This is a genomic window from Nocardia sp. NPDC101769, from assembly GCF_044766925.1.
GTDB lineage: Bacteria > Actinomycetota > Actinomycetes > Mycobacteriales > Mycobacteriaceae > Nocardia.
Window position 1 is genome coordinate 141877 of the sequence record NZ_JBIWMX010000016.1, and the last position, 17980, is coordinate 159856.

Sequence of the window (17980 nt, forward strand, 5' to 3'; positions counted from 1 at the left end):
GTCTGCCCATCGGCCGAAATGCCCACTCCACCAAGGAGCGTTATCTGTCCCACACGTCCCTCGCTCGACATCAACCCACTCGATTCGACTCCCCGCACCCGTCAGTTTCATGGGACGACCGGTCCGTCGACGAGGGTTGATCGCGCCAATCACAAGGCAAAAACGTGCCAATCCCGACGACAGCGCCGTCAGTTCTGCCACCGTTCCACCGCGCGGCGAGCCGACCGAAGATCCTTGTAACCCAGCAATTCCGCCTGTTCGGACCGGGTGAGCGGGCCGTACACCACGGCCTGCTCGTACCGCTGGCGCCGGGCGCGCTCGAGCTCGGTGCGCCAGGTCGTGCCGTGCTCGGCCAGTCGCCGCTGCAGCGAGCGGCGGCTCAGGAACAGGCGGGCGGCGACCTGGTCGATGGTGACCGAATCCTCCTCCAGGGCAGCCGAAATGACCAGGCCCAGATGGTCGGTCCAGGTGGCGGCGCGCGGCGGCGCCACGGGCTGGGTGGTGGCCGCGTACCGCTGGAGGATCTCGGCCAGCCGCGGGTCCGCGGTGCGCAGCGGGCGGGCCAGATCTGCGGTGCTGACCGTGATGCTGTCCGCGGGCGCGCCGAAATCGATGGCGTCGGTGCCGAACAACTCGACCAGCCGGTCGTGGTTGCGCGGGGCCCGCTGGTGGAACGCGATACGGACCGGGTTCACCGGCCCGTCCATGACCAGCCTGCTGCGCGTGAAGATCGCCGCCAGACCCCACTGCGCGGCCAGCTCCCGGCCCCGGCCCTCGCCATTGATCATGCCGATGTCGAAGGTGACCTCCTCCTCGGTCTCGAGGCCCGGCTCCATTCGGAAGTTCGTAGTGATGGTCCCCAGGTACGTTCCGCACAGTTCCAACCCCGCCCCCAGCGTCGGCGCGGTGCTGAAAAGGTAGTCGTACAAACCCACTTGGCCCAGGACGTACCGCTCGGCGATCTCGAGCGCCGCATCCGGGTCACCCAGCCCGTGCTCGACCACCTCCCACGTGCGCAGGTATCCGGCGCTGGGCACGCGATACTCCTCGCCCTCGCTCAGCGTCCACGCGGGTACCCCCGAGTCCCGGGTGAGCTGTCGAGGTTCCAGTCCCGCCGAAACCGCGTGCCGCAGTATCGATTGCGGCAGCCGGACATTGTCGGTCGCCTCGACCTGCACGCGGAACTCCTCCCCCGCCGATACCGCAACCACCGGCCTACCTCCCTACCTCGCGCACATGCGAGGTGAGCCGCACCCGGCGGATGGCGCGTTCGAACAGCGGCACACCGACATTGCGCTCGAGTTTGCGGGGTCTGGCCGATGCGCCCGTGGTCGATCGCAGGCGCTGGGCCGTCCGCCCGAAATGCCGTTCCTCCGCGAGAATCAGGAAGGCCTCGGGTTCGAGACGGTCGACCATGCCTGCCAATCGTTGAGCTGAAGTGAACGCTGCTGTTCAGCATAGTTGTTCAGCCCAACGGCCGGGTTGGTGCCAGGGATTGCAGTATCTCTCGGAACCTGCGAGGCAGGCAGGACGAACCCGTCCGGTGTTACTGGGCGAAGCAGGTGCTGCCCAGGTTGACCCCGGCGCCGCCGACCTGCACGGTCGTGGTCGCGGGCGCCTGGTCACCGGTGGTGAACAGGGCCGTGATGACGTGGGTGCCGGTGGTGGACGGCGTCCAGGCCAGCGAGGCGGTGTTGCCGGAGACCTGGAGGTTCTGGTTGCCGCGGATCGGATAGTCGTTGTCGATGAAGGTGATCCGGTAGGCGTCCTCGTCCACGGTGGCGGACACCTGGTAGCTGCAGCCGGTGCCGTAGCCGCCGCCCAGACCGGGGGCGACGGTGACCGCGGTGATGGTGTGCGCCGCGGCCTGCGGCGCGGCGACCACCAATCCGGCGGTGAGGGAGGCGAAGACTGCGATCGGGGCGATGCGGTGCGCGGTATTCGGCACGGTTGACTCCTTCAGTTGGTACGGATGTCGGTGCGGTGGAACGGCTTTCATATAACCGGACGGCCACCGACGCTCCGCACGCCGCCCTGCCCCAGTCTGCGAGACCGTCCTGGCGAACCGCTGTCAGCGCACTGACACCGACGGGACCCCATCCTCGCGCTCTCGACCTTCGCGCTCTCGACGTGAAACCCAGCCTGGCCTGGCTGGGCTCGGTCGCCCGCGAGAACGCACTAGAGCTTCTTGCCCACGGCGCCGTAGAGCGACACGACCTTGTCGTGGCCGGGTGGATGGTCGATGCCCTCGCTCCGCCAGCGGTGGATCACCTCGACGCCGGGGGCCACCAGTTTCAGGCCGTCGAACAGGCGCTCGACCTCGGCGCGGGTGCGGGGCCGGACGAGAATTCCGCGGTCGATGTAGACCTGGAGCAGGCGGGCCATGCCGTCGGGATCCGAGTCGCCGTCGTCGAAGTCCGTTGTCACATGCGAGATCGCGAGGTAGGAACCTGGTGCCAGCGGTTCCATGAGGGTCTCGACGATCTCGCGGACGTCGCCGGGCACGAAATGGAGCAGGGCCATCAGGGAGACGGCCACCGGCTGCGAAAGATCCAGTGTTTCCCGCAGTTCCGGCGCTGCGAGGATGTCCCGCGGGCGCGCGGCGTCGGCCTGGACGTAGGCGGTGCGGCCCTCGGGTGAACTCACCAGCAGTGCTCGTGCGTGCGCGAATACGAGCGGATCGTTGTCGACGTACACCACCCGGGACTCCGGCGCCAGTTCCTGCGCGACCTGGTGGAGATTCGGCTCCGTCGGGATACCCGTGCCGATGTCGAGAAACTGCCGAATCCCCTGCCCGGCGATAAAACGCGTGGCATGCCGCATGAACTCACGATTGGTGCGGGCGGTTACCCGAACCGCCGGAAACTCCTGCAACGCCTTTTCCGCGGCAGCACGATCCGCCTCGTAATTGTCCTTGCCGCCGAGGAAGTAGTCGTACATACGAGCCGAGTGCGGCACGTCGGTATGCAGATCGATCTGACCCGACATCGGCAAGCCCCCTGGGCGCTGAAATCTGAAAACCGTATACCGCAGGTATACCCCAGCCGGACATTCCACACGACACGATCACGAACAAGTGACACAACGGGGTTCAGGGTGGGCGCTCGTCCCCGATCCAGCTTGCTGTGCTCATGTGGCAGATCGGGCAGCTGCCACTATGCGACGCGCCGTCGGCGACGGCGGGGTCGGCGGCTGTGCGGCGATGAACCGACAGCGATCATCCGATGCCCGTGCCGAGCCATCACGAGGTTGTGGTCGACGCGGCGCATCCGGTCGTGCGGGTGAGCGCGACGCCACTGGAGAAAGGACGGCGCGGCGACCCCGATGGTCGCCGCGCCGTCGTACATTTGCCCCCGAACAGATCAGTCCCCGGTAGTCTCTATCGAAATCTCGAGTCCCAGTCGTCGCTGACCACTCGATTTTCCAATCGACTTGCCGGGGGCCTGGCCGAATCCTGTGGGTACCACCGCTCACTTTGATGGACGTCTCCATCGCCATTGCGGCGTTCTCCGGTGTTTCGGTGTATACACAAGTCTCCTCCACCTTTGCCCGGAGTCAATACATGCGGGCAATTCGATGGCAAGTTTTTTTTCCCGGCTCTCTACGCCGATCCGATCGCGGCGCGGATTCGGGCGACGAGGTAGTTCAGGCGGGGCTGATGCGAACCCTGCCAATAAATCCGGCCGCAATCCGGGCACTGGCGGAAAGTGTCGTAATAGCGGCGGGTGAGGGGTTGGAGCCGATCGATGATGTCCTGCTTGGGCACGTCGGCGAGCAGGCCGCCGCAGCGCGGGCAACGGGTGAAGGGGGCCAGCCGATCGGCCAGGTCGAGGCGGCGGATCACCTCCACTATCTGATCGAATGGCCGGTCCGAGCGAACGAATACGCCGTGAGTTACGTTGCGGCGCTTCAGAAGTCCGCGGTCGCGGGTGAGCAGGATGCGATTCTCCGCGGCGGCTGTCGCGGCCAGAGTCGCGTCGTCGGCGTCCCACTCACAGCGAGCGTCGAGTCCCATCAGTCGCAGCAGCGGCGCGAGCCCGCCGAGATTGACGTCGACGACGAAACGCGGATCACGCAGCGGATGGGGACGTACCCGGGTCAGCGGCCCGATATCCAGCGTCTCGAACATCGGGTAGGCGACGAGCCGATCGCCGGGCTGCGGGTGGTGGCCGAAGCCGACGGATTCGCCGTTCACAAGGATCAGGTCGACCTCGGTATGCGGGATACCGGCAGCCTCGACGACGTCCTTCACGGTCTGATGGGGACGGATCGGCCGAGGCTGCGCCGTGTATCGGACGTCCTGATGCAGGAAGTCGTTCAGCTCGGCGTACACGCGCAGTTGGACACTGGCGGTCATAGGACCATTGTCGGCGCCACCCGCGCAGCGGCCACACCGAGTTTGCCGGCTTCCCGATTCCCCCATACGGTGCTATAAATTAGGGGAGGCTTACCTCTAGATGGTAGGTCGGTTCGGAAAATCACTCCCGCCAGCGAGGCCCGCCCGTGTATGTCTGCATTTGCAACGCCGTCTCCGAAGACGATGTGCACGACTGCGTTTCGAGTGGCGCCCACTCCATCCGACAGGTGAAGCGCGCGTGCGGCTGGCGGCCGGGCTGCGGCAACTGCGCGACGCGACTGGCGGAGGTTTTCAGCCAGGCCCGGGCCTCGTCCGGCGTCGAGTCGTCGGCGGCCTGAGCCGACACGCACGCTCACACCTCGCCACCCCGTGTGATCTGTGCCACTATCACGCTCATGAAGGGCGACAAGGACATCATTGCACTGCTCAATGACCAGCTGACGGCCGAACTCACCGCGATCAACCAGTACTTTCTGCATGCCAAGATGCAGGAGCACTGGGGCTTTCCGAAGCTGGCCCAGTACACCCGTCACGAGTCGATCGACGAGATGCGGCACGCGGAAATCCTCACCGATCGAATCCTGTTTCTCGACGGGCTTCCCAACTATCAGAAACTCGGCCTGCTGCGTATCGGACAGACCGTCGCCGAACAGCTACAGGCCGATCTACAGATCGAAATCGACGCCGTCAACCGGCTTCGCCAGGGCATCGAGCTGATGCGCTCGCGAGGCGACGCGACCTCGGCTCGCCTCTTCGAGCAGATCCTCGAGGACGAAGAGCAGCATGTCGACTACCTGCAGACCGAACTCGACCTCCTCGAGAAGCTCGGCGAACCGCTCTATCTCCAGCGCTACACCGACACCCCGCAAGACTGACCCGCACCTCTGATCGCAACCTCGGGTGAGCCGCGACCACCCCGCCCGGCCCGTTCCGTCGTCGGACGGCTCACGAGACCTTTCCGACGGTGGCCGACACGCGCGTCGGAGCGACAGTCGGCGCACCGTTGGCCGCGGCGGCACCCAGGCGCCGGGCCGTGAGCCGCGCGAGCGCGGCCTCGGTGAAGACCGACAACCCGAGGTCGGGGTTGTAGCCGTGGATTTCCTTGACGTCGAGCTCGGCCAGGAAATAGAGGATCTCCCGTGAGATCACCTGCCCCGGAACCAGCACCGGGAAGCCGGGCGGGTATGGGACGACGAAAGTCGTGGACACCAGGGTCTTTCCATGGGCGAGCCGGCGCCCGGCCTCGCCGAGCAGGACGTGTTCGCGGTCGGACTCCTCGTATCCGGCGTAGAAGGCCGATCGCATGTCGCCGAACGAGCTTGCGCCGTCGGGACGAAACGCGGTGTCGAACTCGCTGAAGTCGGGCAGCGCGGGCAGATCCTTGGTGATCGCGTCGACGCGGCGCAGGTGCAGGGCGCGATCGGCCTTGCCTGCCGCGCTCTCGCTGCGCTCGAAGTCGGTGGCGATCCGCCGCAGCACGTCGAGCAGGTACTGCACGCTCGACCAGGTGACGCCGATCGTGAAGATCAACAGCACACTGTTGATCGAGGTCTTGTTGATCTGGATGCCGAACCGGTCCATCAGTATCTTCCCGCGGAACTCGTATCCGTTCATGCCGGTCTTACCGATGAACAGGGTGACCCGTGTCGCGTCGAGCACGAACTGATCGGACCGCCACGCCTCGTTCCACTCGGCCAACCCACCCTGCCTGACCTGCCGGTACGAGCTGACTTCGGAGGCCCGGAACTCCTCGGGCACCAGGTCGGCCTCGTCCAGGATGCGGAACCACTTACCGATCAGCCGGTCCTTGCGGACCCGGTGACGGAAGACCAGCGCCATGTCGTAGACGTTCCGGACCAGCTGAAAGCCCTCGATGTCGACCTGCCGGCGCGCCAGGTCCAACGACGCCAGGAGTTGCTGGTTCGGCGACGTCGAGGTGTGAGTCAGAAACGCCTCGGTGAACGCCTCGCGGACGAGGGCTGCGAAGTCCTGGTCGCGGACATGGATCATCGACGCCTGCCGAAGCGCCGACAGCGACTTGTGGGTGGAATGCGTCGCGTACACGCGCACCCGCGCGCGCCCGGGGTCGGGAAGCAGCCGGTGGTCGACCCACTCGGCACGGTCCACGCCTTCCATCGACGCCCTCCACCGGCGGTACTCCTCGGCGTACCCGGGCGAGGACAATGTCGATTCGAGCTGCTCGGCGGCGACCATCGCGGTCCGCTGCCGTGCCCACGGCACGGCGGTCGCGAACGCGTACCACGCCTCGTCCCACAGGAAGCAGATATCCGGCTTGATCGCCAGGACCTCCTCCATCACCCGCCGGGGGTTGTAGACGATGCCATCGAAGGTGCAGTTGGTGAGCAGCAGCATGCGCACTCGGTCCAGGAGCCCGGCAGCCTCGAGGTCCAGCAACGCCTTCTTGATGGTGTGCAGGGACACCGCTCCGTAGATCGCGAAGGGCGCGAGCGGGTACGCGTCCAGGTACATCGGGTACGCGCCGGCGAGCACCAGGCCGTAATGGTGCGACTTATGGCAGTTGCGGTCGATCAGAACGATGTCGCCCGGCCGGGTCAGGGCCTGCACGACAATCTTGTTCGCGGTGGATGTTCCATTGGTGACGAAGTACGTCCGATCGGCGCACCACGTCGCGGCGGCTTTGTCCATGGCCGCCCTGATCGTGCCGTGCGGGTCCAGCAGCGAGTCCAGCCCGCCGGAGGTGGACGACGTCTCCGCCATGAAGATGTTGCGGCCGTAGAACTCGCCCATGTCCTGCAGCGACTTGGAGTTGAAGATGCTGGCGCCGCGCGCGACGGGCAGGGCGTGGAATTGGCCGACCGGTGCGGCCGCATAGGCCCGCAGAGCGTCGAAAAACGGTGTGGCGAACCGGCTCCGGATGCCGGCGAGCACTGTGCTGTACAGGTCGGTGACATCGTTGAGCCGATAGAACGTGCGATCGTAGACGTCCAGCTCGCCCTCGGTCTCCGCGGCGATCGACTCGTCGGTCAGCAGATACAGGTCGATATGAGGCCGCAGCTTCCTGATCCACTCACCACATTCGACCCAGTCGTGGGTACGGTCGGTCACGACCACGTCCTCGTTGGCGCCGAGCAACGTGTTCATCAACGGCACCCGGTCGCGTGAACGCAGCGGCAGGTCATGCCGGATGATCGCCGCCTGAATCTCGCCGTTCAACGCGACAGCGGTGATGGCATCCTCGATGCTCGCGACGACGAGCAGCTCGAACTGCACATCGTCGGACGGGTCGCGAAGCGCCCGCAGGCTCTCCGCCAGGCTCTCGGGAGCCTCGGGCGGGGAATCGTCGCCGAGCACGACGGTATAGAACTGCTGCTGTTTGGTCCGAGCCACGAGTTCCTGATCGGCCAATGGCGCGGATGTCGCGGATGTGTCGAACAGAGCTGTGCGGTCGCCGTACTCGGAGAGCAGGCGCACGGCCAACGACACCTCCTCGGCGAGCCGCGCCGTGGCGAGGTCGGCGACATATCTGTGAAATGCCGCCAGTCTCTCTGCTCCCGGATACAGCCAGTACCGCTCGTAGGCGCCGAGACGATCGAGGAGACGTCGCACCACGGCGGCTTCGTGTGTGGTGTCCTGACCGGCATGGTCGACATCGGCCAGCTGACGGCACGCGTCGTCGAGCAGATTCCAGGTATCGATTCGCGAGTACGACGGATTGGCTACCGCCGCCAGCGCGGAAACACTGAGCCGCTTCGGTCGCTCACCGTCTCGGTGCATGTCAGTTCCGCCCCAATCAGCGCAGACGAGGTGGGTCTGTCGAACACGACAGATCGCTCTGGAACAGTCATCCTGCACTTATTGTGTCCCGCCGCCGAGCAAATTCCTAGCGGGCGTCGGTGGCTCTGCACCGCGACCGGGTTGCCCTGCGGCGACGCGCGAGGCGATGCCGTGAATATCGCATCTCGGGTTGTTTACTGGCAGGGTGCTGGTTCAGGGCAGTCGTCAGCGCACCGCCGACCTCGATGCACACAGGAATCACTCGATGCACGCCGGAATCGACTGCGAGGAGGGCCAGTGACGAACAATGTGATTCGCCGGGTTGCAGGCGTGGTCGGCAGGCTGGGTCTCGCGGGTGCAATGGCGGGTGGGGTGGTGCTGGAGCAGCACGCCGTCGCTCGCGCCGCGGAGACGACCACGTTCCAGTTCCCATTGATTGAAGTATCCCAATCATGGGGTGTCCCAATGCAATTCACGATCTACCTGACGGCGACCGTCGGCGACCAACCCGGAGTCACCACCTTCGGTGTCGCCACCCCACCACCGTTCGACGGTGGCAGCATGCTCGACTCGGCAGCCCGGATCCGATGGGTGAACCTGACGACCGGAGCATCGGGTGTGATCGACATGGGAATTCGAGAAACAGCGCAGCAGCCCTGCGACTGTGCCCCGGTACCGGTGCCGGTGTTCACCGGGGCAGGCCGGATCGTCGCTGCCGCCACCGCCGACGGCGTAGCCGTCAACGTGTCCTCGGGGCTCGGTACCTTCACGACTCCCTGAGACCCTCGATCTCCGCGAAACGCCAGAAGCTCGGTCAGCCCAGTCGGGTGGCGATCTCGGCGGAGAAGAGGATGAAGCCGACCGGCGCGCTCGAAGCGGCCGAACCCGCGCCGAACTTGTCGGCCGACAGCGAGCCCGCGCGGTCCACACGCGGGTGCCGGTACAGGTGACCATTCCCTACCCCGGCGGCGCCGTCCGCGCGGTGGCGACGCCGGTCGACGATTGGCGGTACGACCACTTCGGCGGAGCCGCCATCGCATGGGCGGATCTGGGTCCCGACCACGCCCGGCAACGCCAGATCACCGCGCTCACCTGCGGTCTCACGGCCGCGCTCATCGCGTCGTTCGGCCTCATGACCTACCTGCTCACCGCACAACTGCTGCCGGCGCGAATTCGCGCGGTCGAGAGACAGGAGGACATTCTCGCCGGAGTCGCACACGACCTGCGCGCGCCGATCGCCGCGCTGTGCGCACTGGCCGAAACCGCCCGTGATCACCCCGACCAGCGCACCGAACTGCTCGACCGCACCGTGCGTCTGTCCCGTCGCATGGGCGACATCGTCGAGGATCTGCTCTCCCGGGCCCGGCTCACCGCGGGTATCGAGGAGATGGAAACCCAGCCACTGCGCCTCGATCAGATCGTCCTCGATCTGATCGAGGAAATCGACTCCGACGCAGCAATATTCACCTCGACGACCGCACCGACCGTCGTGAACGGCGCCCCCACCCTGCTGTGCCGGGCGATCCGGAATCTCCTCGACAACGCGGTCCGGCACGGCCATCTGCCGGATGAACCCGCACGCGTACACGTGACGGTCGCCGGCGGCCGCGTGATAATGGCGGACCGGGGACCGGGACTCGTAGACTCCGACCGCGACTCGATCTTCGAGGCCTTCCACAGCAATGCGGGTTCGACCGGGCTCGGTCTGCCCATCGCCCGGTGGGTCGCCCACGCCCACGGCGGCACCCTCGACGTCCACAGCGCGGACGGCGGCGGCGCAATCTTCGAATTCGCGCTGCCCACACCGGCACGCGAGCTCTGACACCCTGGCAGACCGATCGGAAAGCACCGTGATGGCCGGCGAGGCTCGCCATCTCCACCGTGCTCCGTTCGACCGACCGCCGGGCCGGGCCGGCGCGCGCCGCCTCGATATGTCGCCGGTCCACTGCGAATTAGCAGGCGAATGCGGGTTGGTGCCGGGAAGAGAGCCGACCGAGATTTTCTGGCTGATGCAGCGAAAACCGCGCCGTGGAATGGAACGCGGCGATGCCGGACGAAGATGGACGATGAATCGGGCTCGGTCCGTCCGGCCCAGCCCACGGGCCTTCGACCCGGAGACGCCCGCCGTTCAGCCGACGACGACAGCGAGGAATGTGCGATGACCGCAATGACAGTTGGTTTCATCGGGCTCGGCGCGATGGGACAGGGCATGGCCGCCAGCCTGCTTCGGGCCGGCCATCGGCTCCTGGTCTGGAACCGCTCTCCCGATCCGGTCGCCGCGCTGGTCGCGCAGGGCGCCGACGCGGCCGGGAGCCTCGCTGACGTGTTCGCCGCCGAGGCGGTCGTCTCGATGCTGGCCAACGACGACGTCGTCGAACAGCTGCTGCTCGACCCGGCGCTGCTGGCCGGTGCGAAGGCGTCCGTGCACCTCAATATGGCGACGGTCTCGATCGCGCTCGCCGACCGGGCCGAAGCCCTGCACGCCGAGCACGGCATCGGGTATGTCGGCGCGCCCGTCCTCGGCCGACCCCAGGTAGCCGCCGCCGGCGAACTGAACATCCTCGCCGCCGGCGGTGAGACGGCGCTGGCGCAGGCAGCACCGCTACTGTCCGCGATGGGCCGGCACACCTGGCAGTTCGGCACCCGCCCCAGCCACGCCAACGCCGCGAAGATCAGCGCCAACTTCCTGATCGCCTGCGCCATCGAGTCCATGGCCGAGGCATGCAGTCTGGCGGAGTCCCACGGTGTCCGGCCCACAGACCTGGTCGAAATGCTCAGCGGCACACTGTTTCCCGGTCCGATCTACTCCGGCTACGGCGAAATGGTCGCCGACCGCCGCTACGAACCGGCCGGCTTCCGGCTGCCGCTCGGCCTCAAGGACGTCAACCTCGCCCTTACCGCCGGCGCCGCGGCGAATGTCCCGCTGCCCTTCGGCAGCGTGCTGCGCGACGCCTTCCTCGACGCCCTCGCCCACGGCGACGGCGACAAGGACTGGGCCGCCGTCGCCGCCGTGGCCCGCCGCCGCGCCGGGCTGCCGGCGTAGCCGAGGCGGCAACCTCGGCACCATGACTCGGCTGGTCACGGGCCTAAAAAACGGAACTGGAGACACCGAGCCGGTCACACGGAGTAGCGTGCGATCCATGAGCGCATGCGAGGTTTGCGGTAATGATTACGCTATGCCGATCGTCGTCGAAGCTCAGGGAGTGCGGCACGTCTTCGACTGCTTCGAATGTGCGATCCACCGGATGGCACCCATCTGCGAGCACTGCAACTGCAAGATCATCGGTCACGGTGTGGAGTCAGAGGGCCGGTTCTTCTGCTGCGTGCACTGCGCCGTGTCCGAGGGTGCCATAGGCCTGGTCGACCACGTCTGAAACCGGAGTCATCCCGGAGGCCAAGGGATCTCCATCCCGACCCGATAACGACAACGGGGCCGGTGCCGCGAAACCGCAGCATCGGCCCCGTCGGAATCGGTTCGCGCAACGACCCTTTCGGTGGAGCCAAGGGACTCGAGCCCCTGACACCCGGCTGGGGGCCAGTCCGCATCGATGTGACGCGGTCGCAGGGCGATTCCCTGCGCTCGCGCGGGTGTGCTCGCCCGGAAGGCCGGGACGTGTGGCTGGCCGCCGAGGACTGTCCAATCGCGATATCGGCGGCCAGCTCTTCCTCAGCCCCCGCACCGTCGGCTACCACCTGTACAAGGCATATCCGAAACTCGGTGTTGCGACGCGGGCCGAACTGGCCGCACTCCTCCACGAATCACGCTGAGCGGGACTGGCTCCGGTAGGTCGCCAGCACATTGAGCCGGTGCAGATTCCGGCACAGCATCAGCAGGCCCTGAGTAGCGAACTCCACCGGAACCGCGTAATCACGAAGCGCGGCAATCAGACTCGGTGCCAGAGTCTCCGCCCACGGATCGGTGACCCGCGACTGAACCTGTTCCAGGGTCGCTCCCGCGGCAACCGCCACGGCCACCTCGTCCCGCAACTGCTCCAGATATCCGATCAACCAGTCGACCGCCTCGCGAGCATCGCCCATCGGCCCGTGCCCCGGCACCACGATCGCCATGTCCGGCAATGCTTCCCGCATCTTCCGCAAGGAGGCGAGATAGGGCTCCGGCCCGCCCTGCAGCAGCATCGGCGCGACTCCCGCGTGGCAGACGTAGTTGCCGGTCCACGCGGTGCGGGTATCCGGGACATACACGACGGTGTCACCCGGACCGTTACCCGGACCGAACTGCCACAGTTGCACGACGCGCCCGCCCAGATCGATCTCGGCGAAATCGTCGAACACCACATCCGGTGTACGCCACCGGGTCACCGCATCGAACTCCGCCTCCGCGCCGTACATGTTCCCGGTCCGGTGCCGCTTCTCATTGTCCAGATCGGACATGTTCTCCTTGTTGAGACGCGACGAGATCACCACCACCTCATCCGGGAACGCGGCATTGCCGAAAGTGTGATCACCGTGATAGGTCGTATTCACCAGGTACCGCACCGGCCGATCGGTCAATGTGGCCACCTGCGCCTGAATCCGCGCCGAAATGGCCGGCGTGATACCCGCATCCACCACGAGCGCCGCAGCGCTGCCCACGATGACCCCGTTGTTGTCCTTCGGCGGCAGCGTCGCCATCAGCGCGACAACCCCATCCGCGAACCACTGTGCCCGATGCTCGAGCCCCACCGGTGACAGGTTCGGTCCCTGATATCCCTCCGGCCGCTCGGTGAGCTCCCGGTCCGGTACAGCTTGGGCGTTCATCTCATTGCCTTTCCTCGAGAACGGTGACCCGCCCAACGCTAAGAACCGTCCGCGCCGACGGAATCCGTCGAACGACTGGGGTCGGTCGAGCACAAAAGGGTCTTCCAGCCCAACGCAATCGGCCCACCGACCAGAGACCCTCGAGCAGGGTTGGAGGACCGACCTGTGCGCCGGGTCCCGATCGACGAGGCAGCGGCAATGATCGATCGGGGCGAGATCGTTGGTGCGGCAACGGTGGTCGCGACCCAGGAAACGGGTGAGCACCGACATTCATCGCCGCCGCCATCGTGCCCAGATCATCCGAGAGAGGTGACCGTACAGGTCCAACGGTGGCTGGATAGACGTCTCGTCAGGTCGGGTCCGGCAATGGCGCATGGGCCGGTCAGCTGTCCGCGCGCTGGACGGTGACCGCCTGATTCACGTTGTGACCGGCCGAGTCTTGACTCGGATGAATCGAGATGATTCGATCTGAATCATCATGTTGCCAGTGAATCAACCGGCAGAGGGCGCGACTGCGGCGGCGGTAGCCGCCGCGAATTCTGTTGCGCGCCAGTCGGGCCCGCGTCAGCAGTTGGGTGCGGAGCTGCGCCGGATGCGGGACATGGCCGGAATCTCCGGGCGGGAGCTGGCCAAACGAGTCGGAATCAGCCAGTCGACGTTGTCTCGGATCGAAGCAGGCCACGTGGTTCCCCCGCTACCGCAGGTGCTCGACTGGGCCAAAGCGGTTGGGGCAGAACCTGATTCTCAGCATTTGTTACGCGCTCTCACTGAAGCGGCGCACTCACCCGAGGTGCGCGACTGGGCCGCCTCGCTCGCGGACCGCACGCATTTGCAGGACGACGTACGGGCATTCGAGGAGGACGCGCAAGTGGTGCGGAACTTCCAGCCCGCACTGGTGCCGGGTCTGCTCCAGACCACCGACTACGCCCGCCGGGTGTTCGCCACTTTCGATCCGCCCTATACGCCCGACGCTCTGGCGGCCGCGCTCGCCGCGCGCCTGGATCGCCAGCGTGTGTTGTACGACCCAGCGAAGCGCTTCGAATTCCTGATTACCGAAGCGGCCCTGCGCTTTCGGCCCGGCCCGCATCGCATGCTCCTCGCCCAACTGGACCGGATCATCTCGATCGAGACACTCGATACGGTCATCATCGGGGTGATTCCGCAGGATATCGAGGCGAGCACCACGATCCCGCACGGTTTCGTCATCTACGAGAACGAGGACCACGCGCTCGCCTCCGCGGAACCGATCCCGGGAAGCATGGTCACTCGCGGCCCCGAACTTGTCGACGCCCATCGCCGCCGCTGGGTGGCTTTGACTCGAATGGCCGTGTTCGACACCGATGCCCGCGTATTCCTCGCCGAGCTCCGGGACGAAATCCACCGCATCGCAACCAATTGACCATTTTCCAGCGGCCGCACGAGGGGTCGGCCGCACGTGGGGGTGGTGGTGTCGCAGTGAATTCGCTGCGACACCACCTACCCGTCACTCGCCGAAATCGAATTCGCCGGCCCGCACACCTGACATGAACGCTCGCCATTCAGATTTCGTGAACCACAGTGTCGGGCTGTGCCGATCCTTGGAATCACGCAATGCGATCCGGCCTTCGTGGTACGCGACCTCGACGCAATCGCCGCCACCGTAACTGAAACTGCTCTTGGCGAACCTCGGGCCGCGATGTTCCCCGCGAATCATATTGCGGTTCATGGCATTCATTCCTTCCCCCGGAGGGTCACTCCCCATGACCCTTCTCGTGAATCGCTTACGACAGACACAGTGCTATCCGAACCCCCGGCCGCGCAACTGAATTCGCCCGGGCTTGCGCGCCGACACATCGAAATGCTCATGAACGCAACACTACGGCGACCCACCGACAAACCACCGTGACGCACGGATCGCAGGAACGAGATGTACTGCTACAGGCGGGCCACTACGTGGCTACCATCTGGCCGTGGCCGCCCTCCGTCCTCGCGGTGCCGCCGATCTGGACGGTAGCCGGTACCGAGGTCGGTGTACGGCGGGAGATTCGGGTTGCTGTCGGTCGCGAAAATGGTACCGGCCAAGGACTATCCGAGTAGTCCGAGCCCGACCGGCTTCCCGCTCACGCTGAAGTGCTTCTGGACAGTAGCGTCCGGCATGCCACCGCTATAGCGCCATGCCGATCAAATGGCCGACCGCATACGTCACGACCATGGCCGCGGCGCCGCCGATGAGCACCCGGATCGTCGCGCGCCGCACCGGCGCTTGCCCGAGCCAGGCTCCGGCCGCGCCCGTCAACGCCAGCGCTACCAGCACTGCGCCCGCGGTGACCGGAACGCGGATGGCGGCCGGGGCGAGGATCGCCAGTAGTGGCAGCAGGGCACCGAGGGTGAACGAAATCGCCGACGACACCGCCGCATGCAGAGGGTTGGTCAGTTCGTGCGGATCGATCCCGAGTTCGGCCTCGGCATGCGCGAGGAACGCGTCTTGTTCGGTGAGTTCCTGTGCCACCTTCCGGGCCGTCGCCGGGGACAGGCCCTTGTGCTCGTAGATGGCGGCCAGCTCGGCCAGCTCCTCCTCGGGCTGCTCGGCCAACTCCCGGCGCTCGATCTCGAGAAGCGCGCGCTCGCTGTCGCGCTGCGTACTCACCGATACATACTCACCGAGGGCCATCGATACCGCGCCCGCGGCCAGGCCCGCGATGCCCGCCGTCACGATCGTGCCGCGATCTGCCGTGGCGGCCGCCACACCGATGACGATGCCCGCCACGGAAACGATTCCGTCGTTCGCGCCCAGCACACCGGCGCGCAGCCAATTCAGCCGTGCGGCAAGCCCGTTACCGTGGGTCTCGGAGTGCGGCAAGACCGCCGAATTTCCGTCGTTCATCAATAGCACGAGGTCGACGCTAATAGGTTTTCCGATGCCTGACCAGCAACGTAAGGCTAGCCAAAATAAGGTAAACCATTGCACAGGAAGGGTTTACATGCCTAACTCACTCCCGCTTCCGAACGTCTGTCGGCCCGGTCGAACTCGAACGATCGTCATGCCTTATCGAATTATCGGATCCGCCTATAGGCGCGCAGCGTCGCCCGGTGTGTCGACAACCACAATCCCGGCAGGCGTGACGATCGATGCGTAGAGATCTCCCCGTCGGTGGCAACGCGTGGAAACCGGCCGATCCCAGTGTCTTTGTGATTTGATCGCGAACATCATCCACGTCGCTATCGCCACCAGGATCATCAGATAGATCGTGGTGCCAATCCATAGGCACGGCCGCCCGGCTCAGTTCCGCCAGAGCGGCGTTATTGCTTTCTAGATCCGCTCGACAACGGGCGGCACCGCCATTGTGAGCCATATGACCGACCTGATCGGGCTCACCGGCACCCAGCCACCGAGCGACCCCTCCCAGTGGGGCGAAACCCGCACCACCCCAAAGGATGTCGTGGCCGTCTACCACTACCTCAGCATGCTGTCCCCGAACCGGCACGTGCGGTCATCATGAACGGATTGCGCAAACACCAGCCGAACCGTCTGCGACTTCGCTCAGGCCCGTGTCGCACTATGTCGAAGTGACACTTCATATTTCGAGCGCAATGCGGCCCCCGGATGGCACCGCGCATGAACCTGACCAATCGAGCCCCGTACCGATCTACATCGATACGGGGCCCGTTCGGGGGTAATCGCCCTCGCTGATCGCATCAGCTTGGTTGACGAACGCACACTACAGTGCGGTCTTCAGCATCAGATCTGGACGTAACCCAGGACACGTGTCCGCGGCGGTCATGGGCGATTGCGCGGAAGCCGTGCTCGGCGACCAGTTTCGGTTGTTCGTCCCAGACGTCGGCGTTGAGCGGCCAGCCGTGACCGAACACGACCGGTTGTCCGCTGCCCAAATCTTGTAGCGATGCTCTGTCCGCCCCCTCGAACGGACCGGTCAACGGAATGTTCACCAACGCAATCTGATTCCGGTCCTCGCCATCGACGCCACCTGGCCCAGCGAGAACAGCGCCATTCACCGCGGCGAGTCACATCTCCTCGGCCAGGGCCGAAGATCGTTCGGAAAACGATCGGTCAGTGATCGGGTGCAGGGTGATCTGGCCGGTCTGAATCTCGCAGTTAATTCGGAGATATCTGCGACCTTCCGTGCCTGGGCACTCTCGATTCGTGCCAGCAGCGCGATATTCGGGCTGCTCCGGCACGGTATCTCATTACTGTGCGGTGTGGGTGAGCTGATCGTGGAGCGTAGCGGGGATCCAGCGGTTATCCCGCCGCATTCTCACGTCGGATCATCCGGCCGGGGTCATAGTGGACGACTCCGGAACCGGTGCCCCGTTTCGCCAACTCGAGCGGTGCATCGTGCTCGGCGGCCGGGTGGATCGGCCCGCAGACTCTTCTGATCCACCCGGCCTGAGCAGCATTGGACCGTCGCGTGCCGGTGTTGACCGGTCTGGGCGGTGCCGCCGATCTCATCCGGGCCGGCATCGGGATCCGCCGCCAGCTCCTCGACGCGGACATCTACAGTCGCACTGCCGATTACACCACCGTCCCCGATCGGATCCGCCGGCGCCGGCGCGCCACCATCGACAACCTGCTCCCGGCCGACGATCCGCGCTGTCAGTGCGCCGCGATGCCGCGACCAGCGCTTCGAGGTCATCGCACAGCAACGAGTCGGGCAGTAGATGCGCTGCTGGTGATGGCCGCCATCGCCGGTGTGGCCGGAATGCTACGTCGGTGCGAGCAATCCGCTGGCACAGCGGCGTCGAACTATCGAGCGGTCCTGTAATCGGTCGAGGGGAAGTGCTGGAGTGCAGATGTTCATCAGCGGCAGGGTCAGCCGCTGCGGCGGTGAGGCCCATGTCGTCATCGGTGCACCGCGGCCGGTCGCCGGGTGCGCACGCGGTGACAAGGTCTGCCACGTCGAAATCCGCCACGCGGGCACCGTCGTGCTGCTGCACCCGCAGCCGGGGTCCACCCGGGCGGCACTGGACAACGCGCTGTGTGAGGTCACCCGGCATCTGGGCATCGACCTACCGGGGTTGCTCGCACACGTCGCGATCGGGCCCGCGGTGCACGAGCCCCAGGACGCCTATCCGGCCTGAGACTCGTCTCCACACCAGCCGCCCGCGGTGTTC

At 65.9% G+C, this 17980-nt stretch carries 20 protein-coding genes and 1 pseudogene; 11 read left to right on the forward strand and 10 right to left on the reverse strand.

The genetic code is table 11. The annotated features are described in order from the left end of the window. Nucleotides 1-188: 188 nt before the first annotated feature. The 5 genes from ACIRRA_RS24695 to ACIRRA_RS24715 all read right to left on the reverse strand — a co-directional run bounded on the left by ACIRRA_RS24695 (nucleotide 189) and on the right by ACIRRA_RS24715 (nucleotide 4357). On the reverse strand, nucleotides 189-1211 hold the full coding sequence (locus ACIRRA_RS24695) for an AraC family transcriptional regulator ligand-binding domain-containing protein (RefSeq protein ID WP_402772304.1): 1023 nt from the start codon (nucleotides 1209-1211) through the stop codon (nucleotides 189-191). Nucleotides 1212-1215: 4 nt separating this feature from the next. Continuing rightward, nucleotides 1216-1416, reverse strand: a complete 201-nt coding sequence (locus ACIRRA_RS24700; protein WP_402772306.1) for a LysR family transcriptional regulator — start codon at nucleotides 1414-1416, stop codon at nucleotides 1216-1218. 130 nt (nucleotides 1417-1546) lie between these two features. Beyond that, nucleotides 1547-1948 (reverse strand): hypothetical protein, encoded by a 402-nt coding sequence (locus ACIRRA_RS24705; protein WP_402772309.1) that lies wholly within the window; start codon nucleotides 1946-1948, stop codon nucleotides 1547-1549. A gap of 230 nt (nucleotides 1949-2178) precedes the next feature. After that, complete coding sequence (locus ACIRRA_RS24710) at nucleotides 2179-2988, reverse strand: SAM-dependent methyltransferase (protein WP_402772312.1); 810 nt, start codon at nucleotides 2986-2988, stop codon at nucleotides 2179-2181. Between the two features lie 613 nt (nucleotides 2989-3601). After that, a complete protein-coding gene (locus tag ACIRRA_RS24715; protein WP_402772315.1) occupies nucleotides 3602-4357 on the reverse strand; it encodes a Mut7-C RNAse domain-containing protein in 756 nt (251 codons plus the stop codon). 146 nt (nucleotides 4358-4503) lie between these two features. Here ACIRRA_RS24715 and ACIRRA_RS24720 point away from each other — a divergent pair, with 146 nt between their 5' ends. Together ACIRRA_RS24720 and bfr are read left to right on the forward strand one after the other, a co-directional pair. Next, nucleotides 4504-4695, forward strand: coding sequence for a bacterioferritin-associated ferredoxin (locus ACIRRA_RS24720; RefSeq protein WP_402772318.1), 192 nt, complete (start codon nucleotides 4504-4506; stop codon nucleotides 4693-4695). A 57-nt stretch (nucleotides 4696-4752) separates the two neighbouring features. Continuing rightward, nucleotides 4753-5232, forward strand: coding sequence for a bacterioferritin (bfr, locus tag ACIRRA_RS24725; protein WP_402772321.1), 480 nt, complete (start codon nucleotides 4753-4755; stop codon nucleotides 5230-5232). Between the two features lie 70 nt (nucleotides 5233-5302). Here the strand turns inward: bfr and ACIRRA_RS24730 are convergent, their stop codons facing one another. Further along, nucleotides 5303-8113 (reverse strand): aminotransferase class I/II-fold pyridoxal phosphate-dependent enzyme, encoded by a 2811-nt coding sequence (locus tag ACIRRA_RS24730; RefSeq protein WP_402772324.1) that lies wholly within the window; start codon nucleotides 8111-8113, stop codon nucleotides 5303-5305. Between the two features lie 297 nt (nucleotides 8114-8410). Between ACIRRA_RS24730 and ACIRRA_RS24735 the strand changes: the two genes are divergently transcribed. The 5 genes from ACIRRA_RS24735 (at nucleotide 8411) to ACIRRA_RS24755 (ending at nucleotide 11881) form a co-directional block, all read left to right on the forward strand. Further along, nucleotides 8411-8893, forward strand: coding sequence for a hypothetical protein (locus ACIRRA_RS24735; protein ID WP_402772327.1), 483 nt, complete (start codon nucleotides 8411-8413; stop codon nucleotides 8891-8893). A gap of 166 nt (nucleotides 8894-9059) precedes the next feature. Further along, nucleotides 9060-9935 (forward strand): sensor histidine kinase, encoded by an 876-nt coding sequence (locus ACIRRA_RS24740; RefSeq protein ID WP_402772330.1) that lies wholly within the window; start codon nucleotides 9060-9062, stop codon nucleotides 9933-9935. 336 nt (nucleotides 9936-10271) lie between these two features. Continuing rightward, entirely contained in the window at nucleotides 10272-11156 is an 885-nt protein-coding gene (locus tag ACIRRA_RS24745) for an NAD(P)-dependent oxidoreductase (protein ID WP_402772333.1), read from the forward strand. A 133-nt stretch (nucleotides 11157-11289) separates the two neighbouring features. Further along, nucleotides 11290-11487 (forward strand): hypothetical protein, encoded by a 198-nt coding sequence (locus ACIRRA_RS24750; RefSeq protein ID WP_402772336.1) that lies wholly within the window; start codon nucleotides 11290-11292, stop codon nucleotides 11485-11487. A gap of 241 nt (nucleotides 11488-11728) precedes the next feature. Then, nucleotides 11729-11881 carry a response regulator transcription factor gene (locus ACIRRA_RS24755; RefSeq protein ID WP_402772339.1) on the forward strand — a complete coding sequence of 51 codons (153 nt, stop codon included), beginning with the start codon at nucleotides 11729-11731 and terminating at the stop codon, nucleotides 11879-11881. Here ACIRRA_RS24755 and ACIRRA_RS24760 read toward each other — a convergent pair. Continuing rightward, nucleotides 11873-12871, reverse strand: coding sequence for an MBL fold metallo-hydrolase (locus ACIRRA_RS24760; protein WP_402772342.1), 999 nt, complete (start codon nucleotides 12869-12871; stop codon nucleotides 11873-11875). The two genes, ACIRRA_RS24755 and ACIRRA_RS24760, sit on opposite strands and share 9 nt — an antisense overlap. A 478-nt stretch (nucleotides 12872-13349) precedes the next feature. On the opposite strand from ACIRRA_RS24760, the gene ACIRRA_RS24765 reads away from it, so the two are divergent. Then, complete coding sequence (locus ACIRRA_RS24765) at nucleotides 13350-14270, forward strand: helix-turn-helix domain-containing protein (protein ID WP_402772345.1); 921 nt, start codon at nucleotides 13350-13352, stop codon at nucleotides 14268-14270. An 84-nt stretch (nucleotides 14271-14354) separates the two neighbouring features. Here the strand turns inward: ACIRRA_RS24765 and ACIRRA_RS24770 are convergent, their stop codons facing one another. Both ACIRRA_RS24770 and ACIRRA_RS24775 read right to left on the reverse strand, forming a co-directional pair. Beyond that, nucleotides 14355-14576 carry a DUF397 domain-containing protein gene (locus ACIRRA_RS24770; RefSeq protein ID WP_402772348.1) on the reverse strand — a complete coding sequence of 74 codons (222 nt, stop codon included), beginning with the start codon at nucleotides 14574-14576 and terminating at the stop codon, nucleotides 14355-14357. 438 nt (nucleotides 14577-15014) lie between these two features. Then, nucleotides 15015-15734, reverse strand: a complete 720-nt coding sequence (locus tag ACIRRA_RS24775) for a VIT family protein (RefSeq protein ID WP_402772477.1) — start codon at nucleotides 15732-15734, stop codon at nucleotides 15015-15017. 469 nt (nucleotides 15735-16203) lie between these two features. Here ACIRRA_RS24775 and ACIRRA_RS24780 point away from each other — a divergent pair, with 469 nt between their 5' ends. After that, nucleotides 16204-16350 (forward strand): hypothetical protein, encoded by a 147-nt coding sequence (locus ACIRRA_RS24780; RefSeq protein WP_402772351.1) that lies wholly within the window; start codon nucleotides 16204-16206, stop codon nucleotides 16348-16350. 265 nt (nucleotides 16351-16615) lie between these two features. Here ACIRRA_RS24780 and ACIRRA_RS24785 read toward each other — a convergent pair. Continuing rightward, nucleotides 16616-16786 (reverse strand): annotated as a pseudogene (locus ACIRRA_RS24785) (alpha/beta fold hydrolase); the annotation flags it as partial. Nucleotides 16787-17277: 491 nt separating this feature from the next. Here ACIRRA_RS24785 and ACIRRA_RS24790 point away from each other — a divergent pair. Both ACIRRA_RS24790 and ACIRRA_RS24795 read left to right on the forward strand, forming a co-directional pair. After that, complete coding sequence (locus ACIRRA_RS24790) at nucleotides 17278-17631, forward strand: hypothetical protein (RefSeq protein WP_402772354.1); 354 nt, start codon at nucleotides 17278-17280, stop codon at nucleotides 17629-17631. A gap of 28 nt (nucleotides 17632-17659) precedes the next feature. Further along, on the forward strand, nucleotides 17660-17947 hold the full coding sequence (locus ACIRRA_RS24795) for a hypothetical protein (protein WP_402772357.1): 288 nt from the start codon (nucleotides 17660-17662) through the stop codon (nucleotides 17945-17947). Nucleotides 17948-17980 lie beyond the last annotated feature (33 nt).